The organism is Pseudogemmobacter hezensis (genome assembly GCF_013155295.1).
Lineage (GTDB): Bacteria > Pseudomonadota > Alphaproteobacteria > Rhodobacterales > Rhodobacteraceae > Pseudogemmobacter > Pseudogemmobacter hezensis.
The window spans coordinates 1-14,514 of the sequence record NZ_JABJXT010000020.1 but is presented as its reverse complement, the minus strand read 5'-3'; the positions used below and the strand labels follow the sequence as shown (position 1 = coordinate 14,514).

The window sequence follows — 14,514 nt, the reverse complement described above, 5'->3', positions numbered from 1 at the left end:
CCGACCGCTTGGCCCCCGACCGCTTAGACTCCTGTCGCAAAGCGCAGCGGCGACGATCCGCGTCAGAGGCAGGCTGAAAGGCTAGTGCCCTGGTCAGAGGCCGTTCAAGATGGGATGCGGGTTTCTTTGTAAATTTGTCAGCTTTGATGCGAAATCGCCGCAACACCATTGGCATCCGGCCAAAACGGCCCTGCCTTGCCTTCCGGTGCGGGCCCGGAAAGGCAAGGCGCGGCGGCAGGGTTCAGGCGGCCTTTTCGGCGACCGGCAGCCGGATCAGGTGGTCGAAAGCTGCAAGACCTGCCCGCGCCCCTTCGCCCATGGCGATCACGATCTGCTTATAGGGCGCGGTGGTGCAGTCTCCGGCGGCAAAGACACCCGGCAGCGAGGTTGCACCATGCGCATCGACCACGATCTCGCCCCTCGGGCTGAGCGTGATGGTGCCTTTCAGCCAGTCGGTATTCGGCATCAGACCGATCTGGACGAAGATCCCCTCCAGCGCGATCTCGCGGATTTCGCCGCTGTTGCGGTCCTCATAGGCCAGTCCGGTGACCTTGCTGCCATCGCCTTTGACCTCGGTGGTGCGGGCCTCGGTCAGGATGGTGACGTTTTTCAGGCTGCGCAGCTTGCGTTGCAGCACCTCATCGGCGCGCAGGGTTTTATCGAATTCGATCAGCGTCACATGGGTCACAAGGCCCGCCAGATCAATCGCCGCCTCGGCGCCTGAATTGCCACCGCCAATCACCGCGACGCGCTTGCCTTTGAACAGCGGGCCATCGCAATGCGGGCAGAAGGTAACGCCTTTGGCGAGGTATTTCTCTTCGCCCGGCACGCCCATTTTGCGCCAGCGTGCCCCGGTCGACAGGATCACCGAGCTGGCCGTCAGCGCCGCCCCAGAGGCCAGGGTGACGCGGAAACCATCTGCCACCTGCTCCAGCCCGGTGGCGGTCTGGGTGTTGAAAATATCGACCTCATATTCGCGCACATGGGTTTCCAGCGCACGGGCCAGCTGCGGGCCTTCGGTATGGGGGACCGAGATCAGATTTTCGATCGACATCGTATCCAGAACCTGGCCGCCGAAACGCTCGGCCACGACGCCGGTGCGGATGCCTTTGCGCGCGGCATAGATCGCTGCCGCCGCCCCCGCCGGGCCGCCGCCCACCACCAGCACCTCATAGGGGGCCTGGGCCGCAATGCCCTCAGCCGCGCGGTTCGCCGCCCCGGTGTCGATCTTTGCAAGGATCTGTTCGGCATCCATCCGGCCTGCGCCAAACAGCTCGCCATTGAGGAAGATCGTCGGCACCGACATCACCTGACGCGCATCGACCTCTGCCTGGAACAGCGCGCCATCAATGGCCACATGCTCGATCCCGGGGTTCAGCACCGCCATCAGGTTCAGCGCCTGCACCACATCGGGGCAGTTCTGGCACGACAGCGAGAAATAGGTCTCAAAGCGGAAATTGCCCTTCAGCGCCCGGATCTGGTCCTGGATCGCCTGCTCGACCTTTGCCGGATAGCCGCCGGTCTGCAAAAGCGCCAGCACCAGCGAGGTGAACTCATGCCCCATCGGCAGGCCCGCGAAGGTCAGGCTGATGTCATGGCCCGGCGATGACAGCGCGAAAGAGGGCACCCGTTGGGCATCGCGCCCTTCAACGACGGTGATCCTGTCAGAAAGCCCGCGAATATCCGCGATCAGCGCCAGCATATCACGCGATTTCGCATCATCGCCTGCGAAAGTGGTGATTTCAACCGGGCGCACGAGGCGCTCAAGATAGCCCTTCAGCTGGGTTTTCATATTTGCGTCAAGCATCGGGGCATCCTTTCCGGCAGGGTTTGTCAAAGGGGGCGAGCCTGGCCGCCCCCCTCAGGGATCAGACCTCAGATCTTGCCAACCAGATCAAGCGAGGGCGCGAGGGTCTCTTCGCCTTCCTGCCATTTGGCGGGGCAAACCTCGCCCGGATGGGCGCGGACATATTGCGCGGCTTTGATCTTGCGCAGCAGGTCTTCGGCGTTGCGGCCAATGCCTTCGGCGGTGATCTCAAAGGCCTGGATCACGCCATCGGGGTCCACGATAAAGGTGGCGCGGTCTGCAAGGCCCTCGTCCTCGCGCAGGACGTTGAAGTTGCGGCTGATCTGATGGGTCGGATCGCCGATCATCGTGTATTGGATCTTGCCGATGGTGTCCGAGCTGTCATGCCAGGCTTTATGGGTGAAATGGGTATCGGTCGAGACCGAGAACACCTCGACGCCGCGCGACTGCAGTTCGGCATAGTGGTCGGCAACATCGCCAAGCTCTGTCGGGCAGACGAAGGTAAAGTCAGCCGGGTAAAAGAAGAAAACCGCCCATTGGCCGACAACATCGGATTCGGTGACTTCGATGAATTTTCCCTGCCGGAAGGCCTGGGCTTTGAAAGGCAGGATCTTGCTGTTGATGATGGCCATTTCATGTTTCCTTGTTCTTGCGATCGCAGGTCTTGAAGTCGCAGCTTCTGAATTCGCACAGGCTGCTGCCTGTTTTTGGCTCGGCCGATAACGCCGGCACCAGAGCCGCCCCTTGCCCCGTCTGGGGTGGGCTTTCGGGAATGCCGCGCAGCACTATGAATTTATTCAGATATTCTTCAATAGCTTACCCATGCAGCTTTTGCATGGCGGCCTTTCGCTATGCGCATTCCACTTGTGGCTGTCGGGGATTTTGCGCGGCCTGTCTGGCCGTTTCCCAGCCGGGGCTTCGGCCAGTATCCGGCAGGCTTTAATGGCTCTGCGTATGGCCCTGCCCCTTAGGGCTGTGGGTCGTCGCGTCTGGCCGTGCTGATACGCCATCAGCCCGGTCTGCGGCTGACAGCGCCAATGCGGCAGTGCCGTAAGGCGGCGCCTGTGGAACCTCATGTTTTGCCCGGCCGATGGTCGGCTGGTCTTGCTTCGTGCGTGACGCCTTCATTCGGAACCAGAGCCGGAACGCGGTAATCGGGATCGGCGCTGATCCGCCCGGGATCATCCTGCCAAAATGAAAAGACACGGGGCCAGCGGCCCCGTGTTTGTGGACTGTATCGCAAGGCCGTCCGGCGGGGATCAGCGCATGGTGAAGGGATTGGCCGGAGGCGCGTCACTGGTATTGATCCAGACGCTTTTGGTCTCAAGAAATTCCTTGATCGAGTCCATGCCGCTTTCGCGCCCAAGCCCCGAGTTTTTGATCCCGCCAAAGGGCATCATATAGCTGACGGCGCGATAGGTATTGACCCAGACCATCCCCGCCCGCAGCGCCTTTGTCATCCGCACGGCGCGGCCGATGTCTTTGGTCCAGACCCCGGCGGCCAGCCCATAGATCACATCATTGCCGATGCGGACGGCCTCGGCCTCATCCTCGAAACCGATCACCGACAGGACGGGGCCGAACACCTCTTCCTGGGCGATCCGCATGTCATTGGTGACATCGGTGAAGATGGTCGGCTCGACGAAATTCGCCTGGTCAAGGCCGGGGCCGCTGGCGCGTTTGCCACCCAGCACGCAGCGTGCGCCCTCGGCTTTCGCAATGTCGATATAGGACATGATCTTGTCGAATTGCGGTTTCGTGGTGACCGGGCCGACATGCACATCCGCCTGCATCGGATCGCCGATCCGCGCCTGGGTCGCCAGCGCCAGCAGCTTTTCGAGGAAAGCCTCACGGACCGAGTTCTGCACCAGCAGCCGCGATCCCGCGACACAGGTCTGCCCGGTGGCGGCAAAGATCCCCGAAATCGCCCCCGCCGCCGCCTGATCAAGATCGGCATCGGCAAAGACGATATTGGGGGACTTGCCGCCCAGTTCCAGCGAGACGCGTTTCAGCCCCTTTGCGGCCGCCTGATAGACCGCCGCGCCGGTGGCATCGGATCCGGTGAAGGTGACTTTGTTCACGTCACGATGCGCAACCAGCGGCGCGCCGACGTCCTGGCCAAAGCCCGTCACAACGTTGAACACGCCATCCGGGAAACCCGCCTCTTTGGTAAGGGCCGCGAATTCCAGCGTGCTGGCCGAGGTGAATTCGGAGGGTTTCAGAACAACGGTGCAGCCCGCCGCCAGCGCCGCCGCGCATTTCCAGGCAACAAACAGCAAAGGCGAGTTCCAGGCAGTCAGCGCCGCCACCACGCCCAACGGCTCGGATGTGGTGTAGGTCAGCATATCGGGCTTGTCGATCGGCACCACCGCGCCCTGGATCTTATCGGCCAGACCGCCAAAGTAATACCACCACTCGGAATTATAGCGGACCTGGCCGATCATCTCGGCATAAAGCTTGCCGTTATCGCGGACCTCGATCTCGGCAAGACGCTCGGCATTGGCCAGAACCAGATCGCCCAGACGCCGCATCAGCTTGCCCCTGGCTGAGGCAGTCATCCGCCCCCATTCGCCGCCAAGCGCTGCCTTTGCCGCCGCGACCGCCGCATCGACATCAGCGGCAGAGCCCCGTGCGATCCTGGCCCAGACCTCGCCGCTATAGGGGTTTTCGCTGTCGAACCAGCCGCCATCCGCTGCATCGCAAAAACGGCCATTGATGAACATCTGATAGGTCTGCATTGCGGACTCCCCCATGACTTTGCGGCGCAGAATCCTGAGGTGATGGCCATATGTCAAATATGTTGAAGTTCTCATTGCTATAACAAACCGCTATCGCGAAAGACGGAATTGCCAGCCTGCGTGCAAGAGTATAAACTTATGGCAACCCTCGCAGTATGGCGGAAATGATATGGATATCCGGCAGCTCCGCTATTTCGTCGCCATTGCCGAACAGGGCTCGATGACGCGGGCGGCCTCTTTTTTGCATGTGGCGCAGCCCGCCCTTTCCCTGCATCTGCGCAATATGGAGGAAGAGCTGGGCGCGGCGCTGCTCTACCGCTCTTCGCGCGGCGTCTCGCTGACCGAGGCCGGCCATATCCTTTTGCGCAACGCGCGGGTGATCATCAATCAGCTGGCACTGGTCGAGGATGAGATCCGCGGCCAGGAAAGCGACCCGGCGGGCGAGGTGCGCCTTGGCCTGCCCGGCACGATCAGCCAGATCCTGGCCGTGCCGCTGATCACCGCCGCGCATAAGCGTTTCCCAAAGATCAAACTGCAGGTCTCAGACGCGATGAGCGGCTTTGTCCTCAGCTGGATCCGCGAGGGGACGGTCGATCTGGCGGTGCTTTATGGCAAGGATGAAAGCCACGGCATCCGCACCCAAAAGCTGATTGAAGAGGAACTGCAGCTGCTCGGCCCGACCAAAGGCGAATTTGAGGGCCAGCCGGCCTCGGCCGATGGGTCGGTGCGTTTTGCCGATGCGCTGGAATTGCCGCTGATCCTGCCCAGCAAGGGCCATGGGCTGCGCGATCAGCTGATCCGCACCGCCGATATGCTGGATCTTGACCTCAACACCACGATTGATGTCGATTCCTACAGCAATATCAAAAGGCTGGTCGAAGAGGGCCTGGGCTTTTCGATCCTGCCGAAAAACGCCATCGCCGCCGAGGTGGCCGATGGCCGCCTTCGCTGCCACAGCTTTTGCGAGCCCCCGGTGCGGCGCAGCGTCTATCTGGCGCATTCGCTGGAACGCCCGATGACCAATGCGGTGAAGGCCATTCACAGCGTCACCCGCGACACGCTGCGCAAGCTGGCCCGCGATGGCAGCTGGGTCGGCGTCGAGGTGATCGAGGATCAGGACCAACGGCTCTGAACCCTTTGCCCCCGCCCTTTGCGGGGCGGGGGCAAGAGGTATTCACATCGTGAAGTCAATCACCTGGCGGATCGCTTCGCCCCGGTGCAGGCGGTCAAAGCCTTCGTTGATCTCGCTCAGATGCAGGCGGTGTGTCATCAGCTTGTCCACGGGCAGCCTGCCGCGCTGGAACAGCCCAAGGAAGCGCGGAATGTCGCGCGAGGGCACGCCCGAACCCAGATAGCTGCCGCGCAGGGTGCGCTCTTCGGCCACCAGCGTCAGGGGCGAGATGTTCAGCACCGCCCTGGGATTGGTCAGCCCGGCTGAGATGGTGGTGCCGCCACGCCGCGTCAGGCGGAAGGCCGATTCCAGCGCCCGCGCCGATCCGGCAAATTCCAGCGCCGCATCGACACCGCCCTGGGTGGCCTCTTTGATCTTTTCGGTCAGATCGGGGTCGGCGGCATCAAAGCAATGCGTCGCGCCCAGGTCTCTGGCGAATTCCAGCTTTGAGGCGAGGGTATCGACCGCGATGATCGTCTCGGCCCCGGCCGCCGCCGCACCAAGGATCGCGGCAAGGCCCACGCCACCCAGACCCACCACGGCCGTCCGGCTGCCCGGCTGCACCGCGCCCATGTTGAAAACCGCGCCCGCCCCCGTCAGCACCGCGCAGCCCATCAGCGCCGCGATCACCAGCGGCACATCATGGTCGACCTTCACAAGGCTGCGGCGCGAGATGACTGCATGGGTCGCGTAGCTCGACACCCCGGTCATATGATAGACCGTCTCACCACCGCGCGACATGCGGGTGCCACCGCCCAACAGCTCGCCCTTGCCGTTCGAGGCCGCGCCCGGCTCGCAAAGCGCGGGACGCCCGGCCTGGCAGGGGCCGCAATGGCCGCAGGACGGCACAAAGACAAAGGCCACCTTGTCGCCAGGCACCAGATCGGTGACACCTTCGCCGACCTCTTCGACGATGCCCGCGCCCTCATGGCCCAGCACCATCGGCACCGGGCGCGGGCGGTCGCCATTGATCACCGAAAGATCCGAATGGCACAGCCCCGCCGCCACCACGCGCACCAGCACCTCGTCGCGGCGCGGGCCTTCAAGGTCGATCTCGCAGACCGTCAGGGGCTTTGTCTCGGCATAGGGACCGGCGCGCCCGATCTCTTCCAGAACCGCTGCAGTGATTTTCATAGCTGTGCCCTTCCCTTATGCCGCCGCCACTGTTGCAACATCGCTGTCGATCCTGCCGCGTTCCACCGTCACCATACGCGAGGCAAAGCGCCGCAAAAGGCCCGGATTGGATTCGGTGATGATGATCGCCAGCGTCGGATCGATCTCGCGCAATTTGCCAAGCGCCTCGGCGTAGCGGTTGGCCAGCACCGGGGCGAGACCCTGAAACGGCTCGTCCAGCATCAAAAGCCGGGTCGAAAGCATCATCGCCCGGCCAAGCGCCACCATCTTGCCCTGCCCGCCCGAGACCGAACCCGCCGGGCGCGGGCCCAGCGTTTCCAGCTCTGGCATCACCAGATAGATGCGGTCCAGCCGCCGCTTCGTCTCGGCCTCATCCAGACCCGCGACCCGCGCGGGCAGAAGGATGTTTTCCGTGATGGTAAAGCGCGAAAAGAGCCTGCGGTCCTCGGGGGCATAACCGATCCCAAGCGCCGGGCGCTGATGGGGGGCGATGTCGAAAAGGTTGCGGCCTTCAAACGTGATCGCGCCGGTGCAGCTGGTGAACCCCATGATCGAGCGCAAAAGCGTGGTCTTTCCGGCCCCGTTGCGCCCGACAAGCGCGATGGTTTCCGCCGGATCGACGTTCAGAGAGATGTCGCGCAGGATCGGGATCCGGTCGATCGAGGCGTCTACCGATTTGAGGTTAAGCATGTTCACCGCTCCCGATCACGTTGCGGATGACGTCGGGGTCGTTCAGCACGGTCTTTGGCTCCCCGGTCATCTGGATGATGCCCTGCGCCCAGACCGCAACGCGGGTGGCGTAAAGCCCGACCATCTCCATATCATGTTCGACAAAAACCGAGCTGACCCCCGCTTCGCGCAGCGCCTTCATCAGGGTTTCCATCACACCGAATTTGTCCGCCGTCGCCACGCCCGAGGTGGGCTCGTCCATCAGAAGAACCTCGGGCTTAAGCGCCAGCGCCACCGCGATATCGACCAGCTTGCGCTTGCCCTCGGGCAATTCCGACGCCAGCCGGTCGCGCACATCGGCGCAGCCGACCATGTCGAGCAGATGCTCCATCTCGGCCCGTTCCGGGATCCGCATCAGGTTGCGCAACAGCCCCCAGTGCCTTTCGCGCACCGAGGCCGCCAGCAGCATATTCTCCAGCACCGTATGGCCGGTGAAAAGCTGCGGGATCTGGAAGGCGCGGGCCACCCCCATGCGCGTGATGCTGCGCGGCGGTCTGCCGGTGATCTCGCGCCCGTTCAGCGTGACCTTGCCGGCATCGGGTTTCAGATAGCCGGTGCAGATGTTGAGAAAGGTGGTTTTCCCCGCCCCGTTCGGCCCGATGATCGCCAGATGCTCGCCCTTATACAGCGAGAGGTTGATGCCGTCGGCGGCGATGATTCCGCCAAAGCGCAGCTTCAGCCCCTCGGCCTGCAACAGCAATGTGCCTTTATCCGTGCTCATTTCTGCACCTCTTCGCCGGTTTTGCCTTTGCGCAGGAAGACCCGTTTCCACAGTTCCACAAGGCCGCCCGGCGCCCAGAGGATGATCACGATCAGCGTAATCCCAAGGATCAGCTGCCAGCTGTCATCCAGCACGGCCGCCGCGAATGTGCGCACCGCCTCGAAGATCACCGTGCCCGAAAGCGCGCCCGCCACATGGCCCGGGCCCCCAAGCACCGCGATGAACACCAGTTCCGCCGAGCGCGACCAGAAAGCATGTTCCGGCGTCGCCAGCCCCTGCACAGTGCCCAAAAGCACCCCGCCAAGCCCGCAAAGCACCGCCGAGATCACATAGCCCGTCAACAAAACGCGCCGCGCCGAAAGCCCCAGATATTCCAGCCGCGTCTCATTGGTCTTCAGCGCGCCAAGCGCCTGCCCCAGGGGCGAGCGCAGATAGCGCCAGACCAGCCAGAAGCACAGCGCAACCATCGCCAGCGTGACATAGAAGATCACCAGGTCGAACTCGGCGCGTTTGAATTCCATCCCCATCAGGGTTGGGCGGCGGATGCGCAGCCCGTCAGAGCCGCCGGTGATGTGGAAGGCCTTCTCAAGCCCCGAATAGAGCACCATCGAGAAGGCAAGGTTGATCATGCCAAAGAAGATGCCGCGATAGCGGGTGACGAAAAGCCCGACCAGCAGCCCCGCGATCAGCGAGGAAATCGCCGCCGCAAGGATCACCAGCATGATGTCGATATTGCGGAATTCGGCGGTGATATAGGCCGCCGTATAGGCCCCGATGGCGAAATACATCGCATGGCCGAAGGAAACCTGATCGGCGCGGATCAACACCAGAATGCCCAGAACCGCGAGACTTTTCGCAAGGCAAAGGGTGAAGAAAACCACGGTCGAAGGCGCACCGACCGGCACCAGCGCCAGCACGATCAGCGCCACAATGGCAGCAATAAGCCCTTTGCTCATCAGATTTTCCTCACGGTTTCTTTGCCGAAGAGGCCATTGGGGCGCACCAGCAGAACAAGGACCATGATGAGATAGGGCATCACGACCTCGATTTCGGGGGCCAGATAGACCGCGAAAGAGCGCGCGATGCCGATCATCAGGGCGGAAACGGCGGCGCCTTCGATCTGGCCAAGGCCGGCGGTCGCCGCAACGGCGAAGGACAGGACGATCATATTCGCGCCCATCCCCGTCACCAGAGATGTGGTCGGCGTGGCCAGCGCTCCGCCAAGGGCCGCGAAACTCGCGCCGATGACAAAGGTCACGAAATAGACCCAGGTTGCATTGATCCCGATGGAAGAGGCCGCCTCACGATCCTCGGTCACGGCAAGGATCTGCGCGCCCATCGTGGTATGACGCAGGAAATAGCGCAGGAAGACCAGCACGGCGATGGCCGCCAGCGGCAGGAAGGCCACCTGGTAAAGCGTGTAATTCACCCCCGCCAGCGAGACATTGCCCAAAAGCGTCAGCGGCGTATCCAGGAAATAGGGCTGCACGCCCCAGATCATCCGCTGCAGGTTTTCCAGGATCATGAATACCGCAAAGGTGATCAGCAGCTGCAGGATCGGCTCTTTGGTGTAGATCCGGCTCAGAAGAAGCCGCTCGATCAACCCGCCAAGGATCACCCCCACCAGGATCGCCGAGACGATCAGCGCCGGAAAGGTCAGCCAGGGGTTATAGCCATTGGCCACCAGCCAGGTGCCGATGGTTGCCGTCACATAGGCACCGATTGCGTAAAGGCTGCCATGCGCGATGTTAAGAATGCCAAGAACGCCAAAGATCAGCGTCAGGCCGACGGCCACCAGAAACAGCAAAGCCGCATAGGCGATGCCATCCAGCAGCGCCAGAAGGATAATATCCATAGGCCAAAGCTCCGCTTTTGCCGGTTTCGTCAGATCGGAAAGGAAACCGGGCAGCCTTTGGCGCCCGGCCCCGACCGGGCTTAGTCAAAGGTGGTGGGGTTGATTTCGGCCAGCTTGCCGGCCTCGAATTGCGAGATCCACTCGATCGAGTTCTCGCCCACCGGCGCGATCAGGTCGGCACCGTCATAGATGGCGATGTCTTTCAGCACCTTGAACGGGAATTCGCTGCTGGAAGTGGTCACGCCGATCAGCTGCGCCTCGATGGCCTGGTTGTCCTCACGCACCACCAGCGGGCGGCCAAAGCCCTGGAATTCCAGCCCATTCATCGCCTCGGCGATCTGGTCTTTCTCGGGCCATTCGCCGCCGTTTTCCGCGATGGCTTTGGCATAGACCGCCTCAAGCGCGGCGAAGGCCTGCACCATGTGGTAGACCGAATAGATCGGATAGCTGCCGGTTTTCGCTTTGAAATCCTCATTGAATTTCACGAAATCGGGGTTGTTAATCTGCTCGGGGTGGCGGAAATAGTGATCGCCGCGACCGCCGATGATGACGCCCTCAGGCAGGGTTGCGCCCAGGCGTTCGACCGAAGATTCGCCAAGGCCAAAGATGAAGGTCGATTGCTCGAAAAGGCCACGTTGCTGCGCCTGGCGCACGAAAGTGTCCAGATCGCCGCCCCAGGACATCGAAAGGATGACATCGGGCTTCAGCGCCTGGAGACGCGAAACCTCGGCCGAGAAATCCGCCGCGCCAAAGGCGGGGAACAGCTCTGCCACAACCTCGACATCAGGACGCTGCGTTTTCAGCGCGGTCAGGAAGATCTCCCAGCTGTCACGACCGAAAGCATAGTCCTGGTTCACCACCGCGATGGTTTTGAAATCAGGCTTGTACTTCAGCAGATAGGCGAGCGGCGCCAGCGTTTCCTGGGTGGCATTGGCCTGGGTGCGGAAGACATAATCATAGTCGTCATCTTCGAGGATGCGCTGCGTGCCGCAGTCCCACATGAAGTTGATGACCTCAAGATCCTCGGCCAGCGGCGCGATCTTGTTGCACACGCCCGACGAGACCGAGCCGAACATGATATCGGCGCCCACATCCTCGACCTGGCGGCGGTACTCGGTCAGCACGGTTTCCAGCCCCGCGCCCTCATCAATGAAGCTGATCTTAACGGGCACGCCCTCGATGCCGCCGCGTGCATTCAGGTTCTCGGCCAGCATCTCGGCAGCGGCGCGCGCCGGCACCCCAAAGACCGAGGCCGCGCCCGATGTATAGGTCGTGATCCCGATCCTGATTTCGGCGGGTTTTTCCTGGGCCGTCGCGCTATTGGCGAAAAGCATCGCAGCCGCGACAAGGGCCCCTTTCAGGTATCGCTGTGTGTTCATCTTCTACCTCCCAATGCCGCATCTCCACATACGACGACGAGAAGAATGACAGAGGCCGGCCCATCACTACAAATTTAGAATAATGCTGGCATCTATAACTTCGTGATATGGCTAAAGCTGGCGATATCGCTTTTGTATCGGAGGCATCCATATTTTGAATTTCTCGCGCGGGTTAAACGCTCGCTAGCCTCAGCCCGGGACAGGAGGGTCCCAGGAGGAGACGACCTATGAAATCACCCTATATTTCACGCAGATCGCTGATGATCGGGGCGGGCGCATTGTCTATGACCCCCATGCTGGCGAGCGGCGCATTGGCCGAGGCGCCCCAGCTCGGCACCCAGATTCCTGGCTGGTATCGCTTTAAGATCGGCGAAATCGAGGCGACAATCATTTCGGACGGCTTGCTGAACCTTGGCTCGGCCAATGATCAGTTCCCGGCTGCGCCGCAAGATCAGATCGCCGAAATCATGAAGGCCGAGTTCCTGCCCGTCGAGCCGATGATGCTGGAGCAGAACTGCATCGTGCTGAACCGGGGCGGGCGGCTTGTGCTGATCGACAGTGGCATGGGCAAGGATGAGATGTTCGGGAATGGGGCTGGCCGGTTGCTGCGCAATCTGGCGGCGGCCTCGATCACACCGGAACAGATCGACGATATCGTGCTGACCCACGCCCATCCCGATCATTGCTGGGGCCTTGTCGGGGCTGACGGATCCCCGCTTTTCCCCAATGCGATGCTGCATCTCTCCCAAGTGGATTTTGACTTCTGGACCGATGAAAGCAAGCTTTCAGCCGAGGGCTTTCTGCCCGCCTTCGTTGCAGGGGCGCGGCGCAATCTGCTGCCTTACCGCGAGCGGATGAATTTCGTCAGCGACGGCAAAGAGGCGCTGCCAGGGATCACCGCCATCGCCACCCCCGGCCATACGCTGGGCCATATGTCCTATATCATCAGCTCAGGCGATGAAGCCTTCCTTAACGTAGGCGATGTCTGCCATCATTATGCGCTGCTTTTCGAAAATCCCGGCTGGGAATTTGCCTTTGACACCGACCCGGGCCTGGCCGCAAAAACCAGGCTGCGGCTGTTCGACATGGCCGCGACTGAAGCCCTGCCGATGATCGGGTATCACTTCCCCTTCCCCGGGCTTGGCAATATCCGCCGCGCGGGCAGCGCTTATGAATATGTACCGATAGCGCTCAGTCACGGATAAAAGCTTCTGGCGTGGCCCGGAAAAGGCATGAAAAGAGAAAGGGCGCGATTGCAGCGCCCTTTTATGCGCCCTGAACAGTTTCAGAGCTTTTCCGTCAGCTCTGGCACGAGCGTGAACAGGTCCCCGACCAGGCCATAATCGGCGACCTGGAAGATCGGGGCCTCTTCGTCCTTGTTGATCGCCACGATCACCTTTGAATCCTTCATCCCGGCAAGATGCTGGATCGCACCCGAGATGCCAACGGCGACGTAAAGATCCGGGGCCACAACTTTCCCGGTCTGGCCAACCTGCCAGTCGTTCGGGGCATAACCCGAATCCACCGCCGCGCGCGACGCGCCAACGGCCGCGTTCAGCTTGTCGGCAAGCTTCTCGATCACCGCGAAGCTTTCTTTCGAGCCGACACCACGCCCACCCGACACGACGATCTTCGCCGAGGTCAGTTCAGGGCGATCAGAGGCTGCGACCCGATCCTCAACGAAAGAGGAAAGGCCGTCAGTCGCCGGGCCATTAACCGCATCAACCGCCGCAGAGCCGCCAGCATCTGCAGCCGCGAAGGCAGCTGTGCGCACCGAAAAGACCTTCTTCGCGTCCGAAGATTTCACCGTCTGAATCGCGTTGCCAGCGTATATTGGCCGCTCAAAGGTTTCAGAATCGATAACGGCGGTCACATCCGTGATCACCATCACATCCAGCAAAGCCGCGACGCGGGGCAGAATGTTCTTGGAAAACGCGGTCGCAGCGCCCGCAATATGGCTATAGTCGGCGGCGATCGAGACGATCAGCGCCGCGACAGGCTCTGCCAGCCCATGCGCAAAGCCCGCATCAGCAGCATGGAGCACCTTCGAGACGCCGCTCAGTTTCGCCGCCTCTGCTGCGGCTGCCGCCGGGCCGGGCACCAGGAGGTGAACGTCCCCCAGCGATTTCACCGCCGTTAGGGCTTTGGCAACCGAATCAGTGGCAAGCTGGCCTTCGTTCACATCAGCAATCAGGAGAACGGTCATCAGATCACCCCCGCTTCATCTTTAAGTTTCGCCAGCAACTCGTCGACCGAGGCCACGCGCACGCCCGCTTTGCGGCCGGCAGGCTCGGTGGTTTTCACGACGGTCAGGCGCGGAGTGATGTCAACGCCATAATCAGCCGGGGTCTTCACCGCCAGCGGCTTGGCCTTGGCTTTCATGATGTTCGGAAGGCTTGCGTAACGCGGTTCATTCAGGCGCAGATCGACGGTGACGACCGCCGGCAGCTTCACCTCAATAACCTGCAGACCGCCATCAACTTCGCGGGTTACGCGGGCCTTGTCGCCCTCGATCACCAGCTCTGAGGCGAAAGTCGCCTGTGCCTGGCCCAGCAGTGCCGCCAGCATCTGGACGGTTGCGTTCATATCGTTGTCGATGGCCTGTTTGCCCGCCAGCACCAGGCCAGGGGCCTCTTCTTTCACCACGGCCGCCAGCAGTTTTGCCACGGCGAGCGGCTCGATATCGGTATGCACATCGGTCGATGCCTCGATCAGGATCGCGCGGTCGGCGCCCATCGCCAGAGCATTGCGCAGCGTTTCCTGCGCCTGCTTCACACCGATCGAGACCACCACAACCTCGGTCGCAACGCCTTTTTCTTTCAGACGGATCGCCTCTTCAACCGCGATCTCATCAAAGGGGTTCATCGACATCTTAACATTGGCGAGATCGACACCCGAGCCATCCGCCTTAACGCGGACCTTCACGTTGTAGTCAATCACCCGTTTGACAGGCACAAGGACCTTCATGCGGCAAATCTCC

General features: G+C 61.7%; 13 protein-coding genes. 2 read left to right on the top strand and 11 right to left on the bottom strand.

Going from position 1 to position 14,514, the window contains the following annotated elements:
- Window positions 1-241: 241 nt before the first annotated feature.
- The 3 genes from ahpF to HOY34_RS17660 form a co-directional block, all read right to left on the bottom strand.
- Window positions 242-1,807: an alkyl hydroperoxide reductase subunit F gene (ahpF, locus tag HOY34_RS17670; protein WP_172365298.1), complete on the bottom strand. Its 1,566-nt coding sequence runs from the start codon at window positions 1,805-1,807 to the stop codon at window positions 242-244.
- A 68-nt stretch (window positions 1,808-1,875) separates the two neighbouring features.
- Window positions 1,876-2,439, bottom strand: coding sequence for an alkyl hydroperoxide reductase subunit C (gene ahpC / locus HOY34_RS17665; RefSeq protein WP_172365296.1), 564 nt, complete (start codon window positions 2,437-2,439; stop codon window positions 1,876-1,878).
- Between the two features lie 627 nt (window positions 2,440-3,066).
- On the bottom strand, window positions 3,067-4,545 hold the full coding sequence (locus HOY34_RS17660) for an aldehyde dehydrogenase (RefSeq protein ID WP_172365294.1): 1,479 nt from the start codon (window positions 4,543-4,545) through the stop codon (window positions 3,067-3,069).
- A gap of 169 nt (window positions 4,546-4,714) precedes the next feature.
- Between HOY34_RS17660 and HOY34_RS17655 the strand changes: the two genes are divergently transcribed.
- Complete coding sequence (locus HOY34_RS17655; RefSeq protein WP_172365292.1) at window positions 4,715-5,677, top strand: LysR family transcriptional regulator; 963 nt, start codon at window positions 4,715-4,717, stop codon at window positions 5,675-5,677.
- A gap of 42 nt (window positions 5,678-5,719) precedes the next feature.
- Here HOY34_RS17655 and HOY34_RS17650 read toward each other — a convergent pair whose 3' ends face one another.
- From HOY34_RS17650 to HOY34_RS17625, 6 genes are all read right to left on the bottom strand, one after another.
- Complete coding sequence (locus tag HOY34_RS17650) at window positions 5,720-6,850, bottom strand: zinc-dependent alcohol dehydrogenase family protein (RefSeq protein WP_172365290.1); 1,131 nt, start codon at window positions 6,848-6,850, stop codon at window positions 5,720-5,722.
- 15 nt (window positions 6,851-6,865) lie between these two features.
- Window positions 6,866-7,540 carry an ABC transporter ATP-binding protein gene (locus HOY34_RS17645; protein WP_172365288.1) on the bottom strand — a complete coding sequence of 225 codons (675 nt, stop codon included), beginning with the start codon at window positions 7,538-7,540 and terminating at the stop codon, window positions 6,866-6,868.
- Window positions 7,533-8,300 carry an ABC transporter ATP-binding protein gene (locus HOY34_RS17640; RefSeq protein ID WP_172365286.1) on the bottom strand — a complete coding sequence of 256 codons (768 nt, stop codon included), beginning with the start codon at window positions 8,298-8,300 and terminating at the stop codon, window positions 7,533-7,535. Before HOY34_RS17640 ends, HOY34_RS17645 begins: the two co-directional genes overlap by 8 nt.
- Window positions 8,297-9,256 carry a branched-chain amino acid ABC transporter permease gene (locus HOY34_RS17635; RefSeq protein ID WP_172365284.1) on the bottom strand — a complete coding sequence of 320 codons (960 nt, stop codon included), beginning with the start codon at window positions 9,254-9,256 and terminating at the stop codon, window positions 8,297-8,299. Before HOY34_RS17635 ends, HOY34_RS17640 begins: the two co-directional genes overlap by 4 nt.
- A complete protein-coding gene (locus tag HOY34_RS17630) occupies window positions 9,256-10,155 on the bottom strand; it encodes a branched-chain amino acid ABC transporter permease (protein WP_172365281.1) in 900 nt (299 codons plus the stop codon). Before HOY34_RS17630 ends, HOY34_RS17635 begins: the two co-directional genes overlap by 1 nt.
- An 80-nt stretch (window positions 10,156-10,235) precedes the next feature.
- Window positions 10,236-11,534 carry an ABC transporter substrate-binding protein gene (locus HOY34_RS17625; RefSeq protein ID WP_172365279.1) on the bottom strand — a complete coding sequence of 433 codons (1,299 nt, stop codon included), beginning with the start codon at window positions 11,532-11,534 and terminating at the stop codon, window positions 10,236-10,238.
- 227 nt (window positions 11,535-11,761) lie between these two features.
- Here HOY34_RS17625 and HOY34_RS17620 point away from each other — a divergent pair, with 227 nt between their 5' ends.
- Window positions 11,762-12,739, top strand: a complete 978-nt coding sequence (locus HOY34_RS17620; protein WP_172365277.1) for an MBL fold metallo-hydrolase — start codon at window positions 11,762-11,764, stop codon at window positions 12,737-12,739.
- Between the two features lie 80 nt (window positions 12,740-12,819).
- Here HOY34_RS17620 and HOY34_RS17615 read toward each other — a convergent pair whose 3' ends face one another.
- Both HOY34_RS17615 and HOY34_RS17610 read right to left on the bottom strand, forming a co-directional pair.
- On the bottom strand, window positions 12,820-13,740 hold the full coding sequence (locus tag HOY34_RS17615) for an electron transfer flavoprotein subunit alpha/FixB family protein (RefSeq protein WP_172365275.1): 921 nt from the start codon (window positions 13,738-13,740) through the stop codon (window positions 12,820-12,822).
- The gene (locus HOY34_RS17610; RefSeq protein ID WP_172365273.1) at window positions 13,740-14,501 is read right to left on the bottom strand and encodes an electron transfer flavoprotein subunit beta/FixA family protein; all 762 of its coding nucleotides are present in this window, start codon (window positions 14,499-14,501) and stop codon (window positions 13,740-13,742) included. The genes HOY34_RS17615 and HOY34_RS17610 overlap by 1 nt, the downstream gene beginning before the upstream one ends.
- Window positions 14,502-14,514 lie beyond the last annotated feature (13 nt).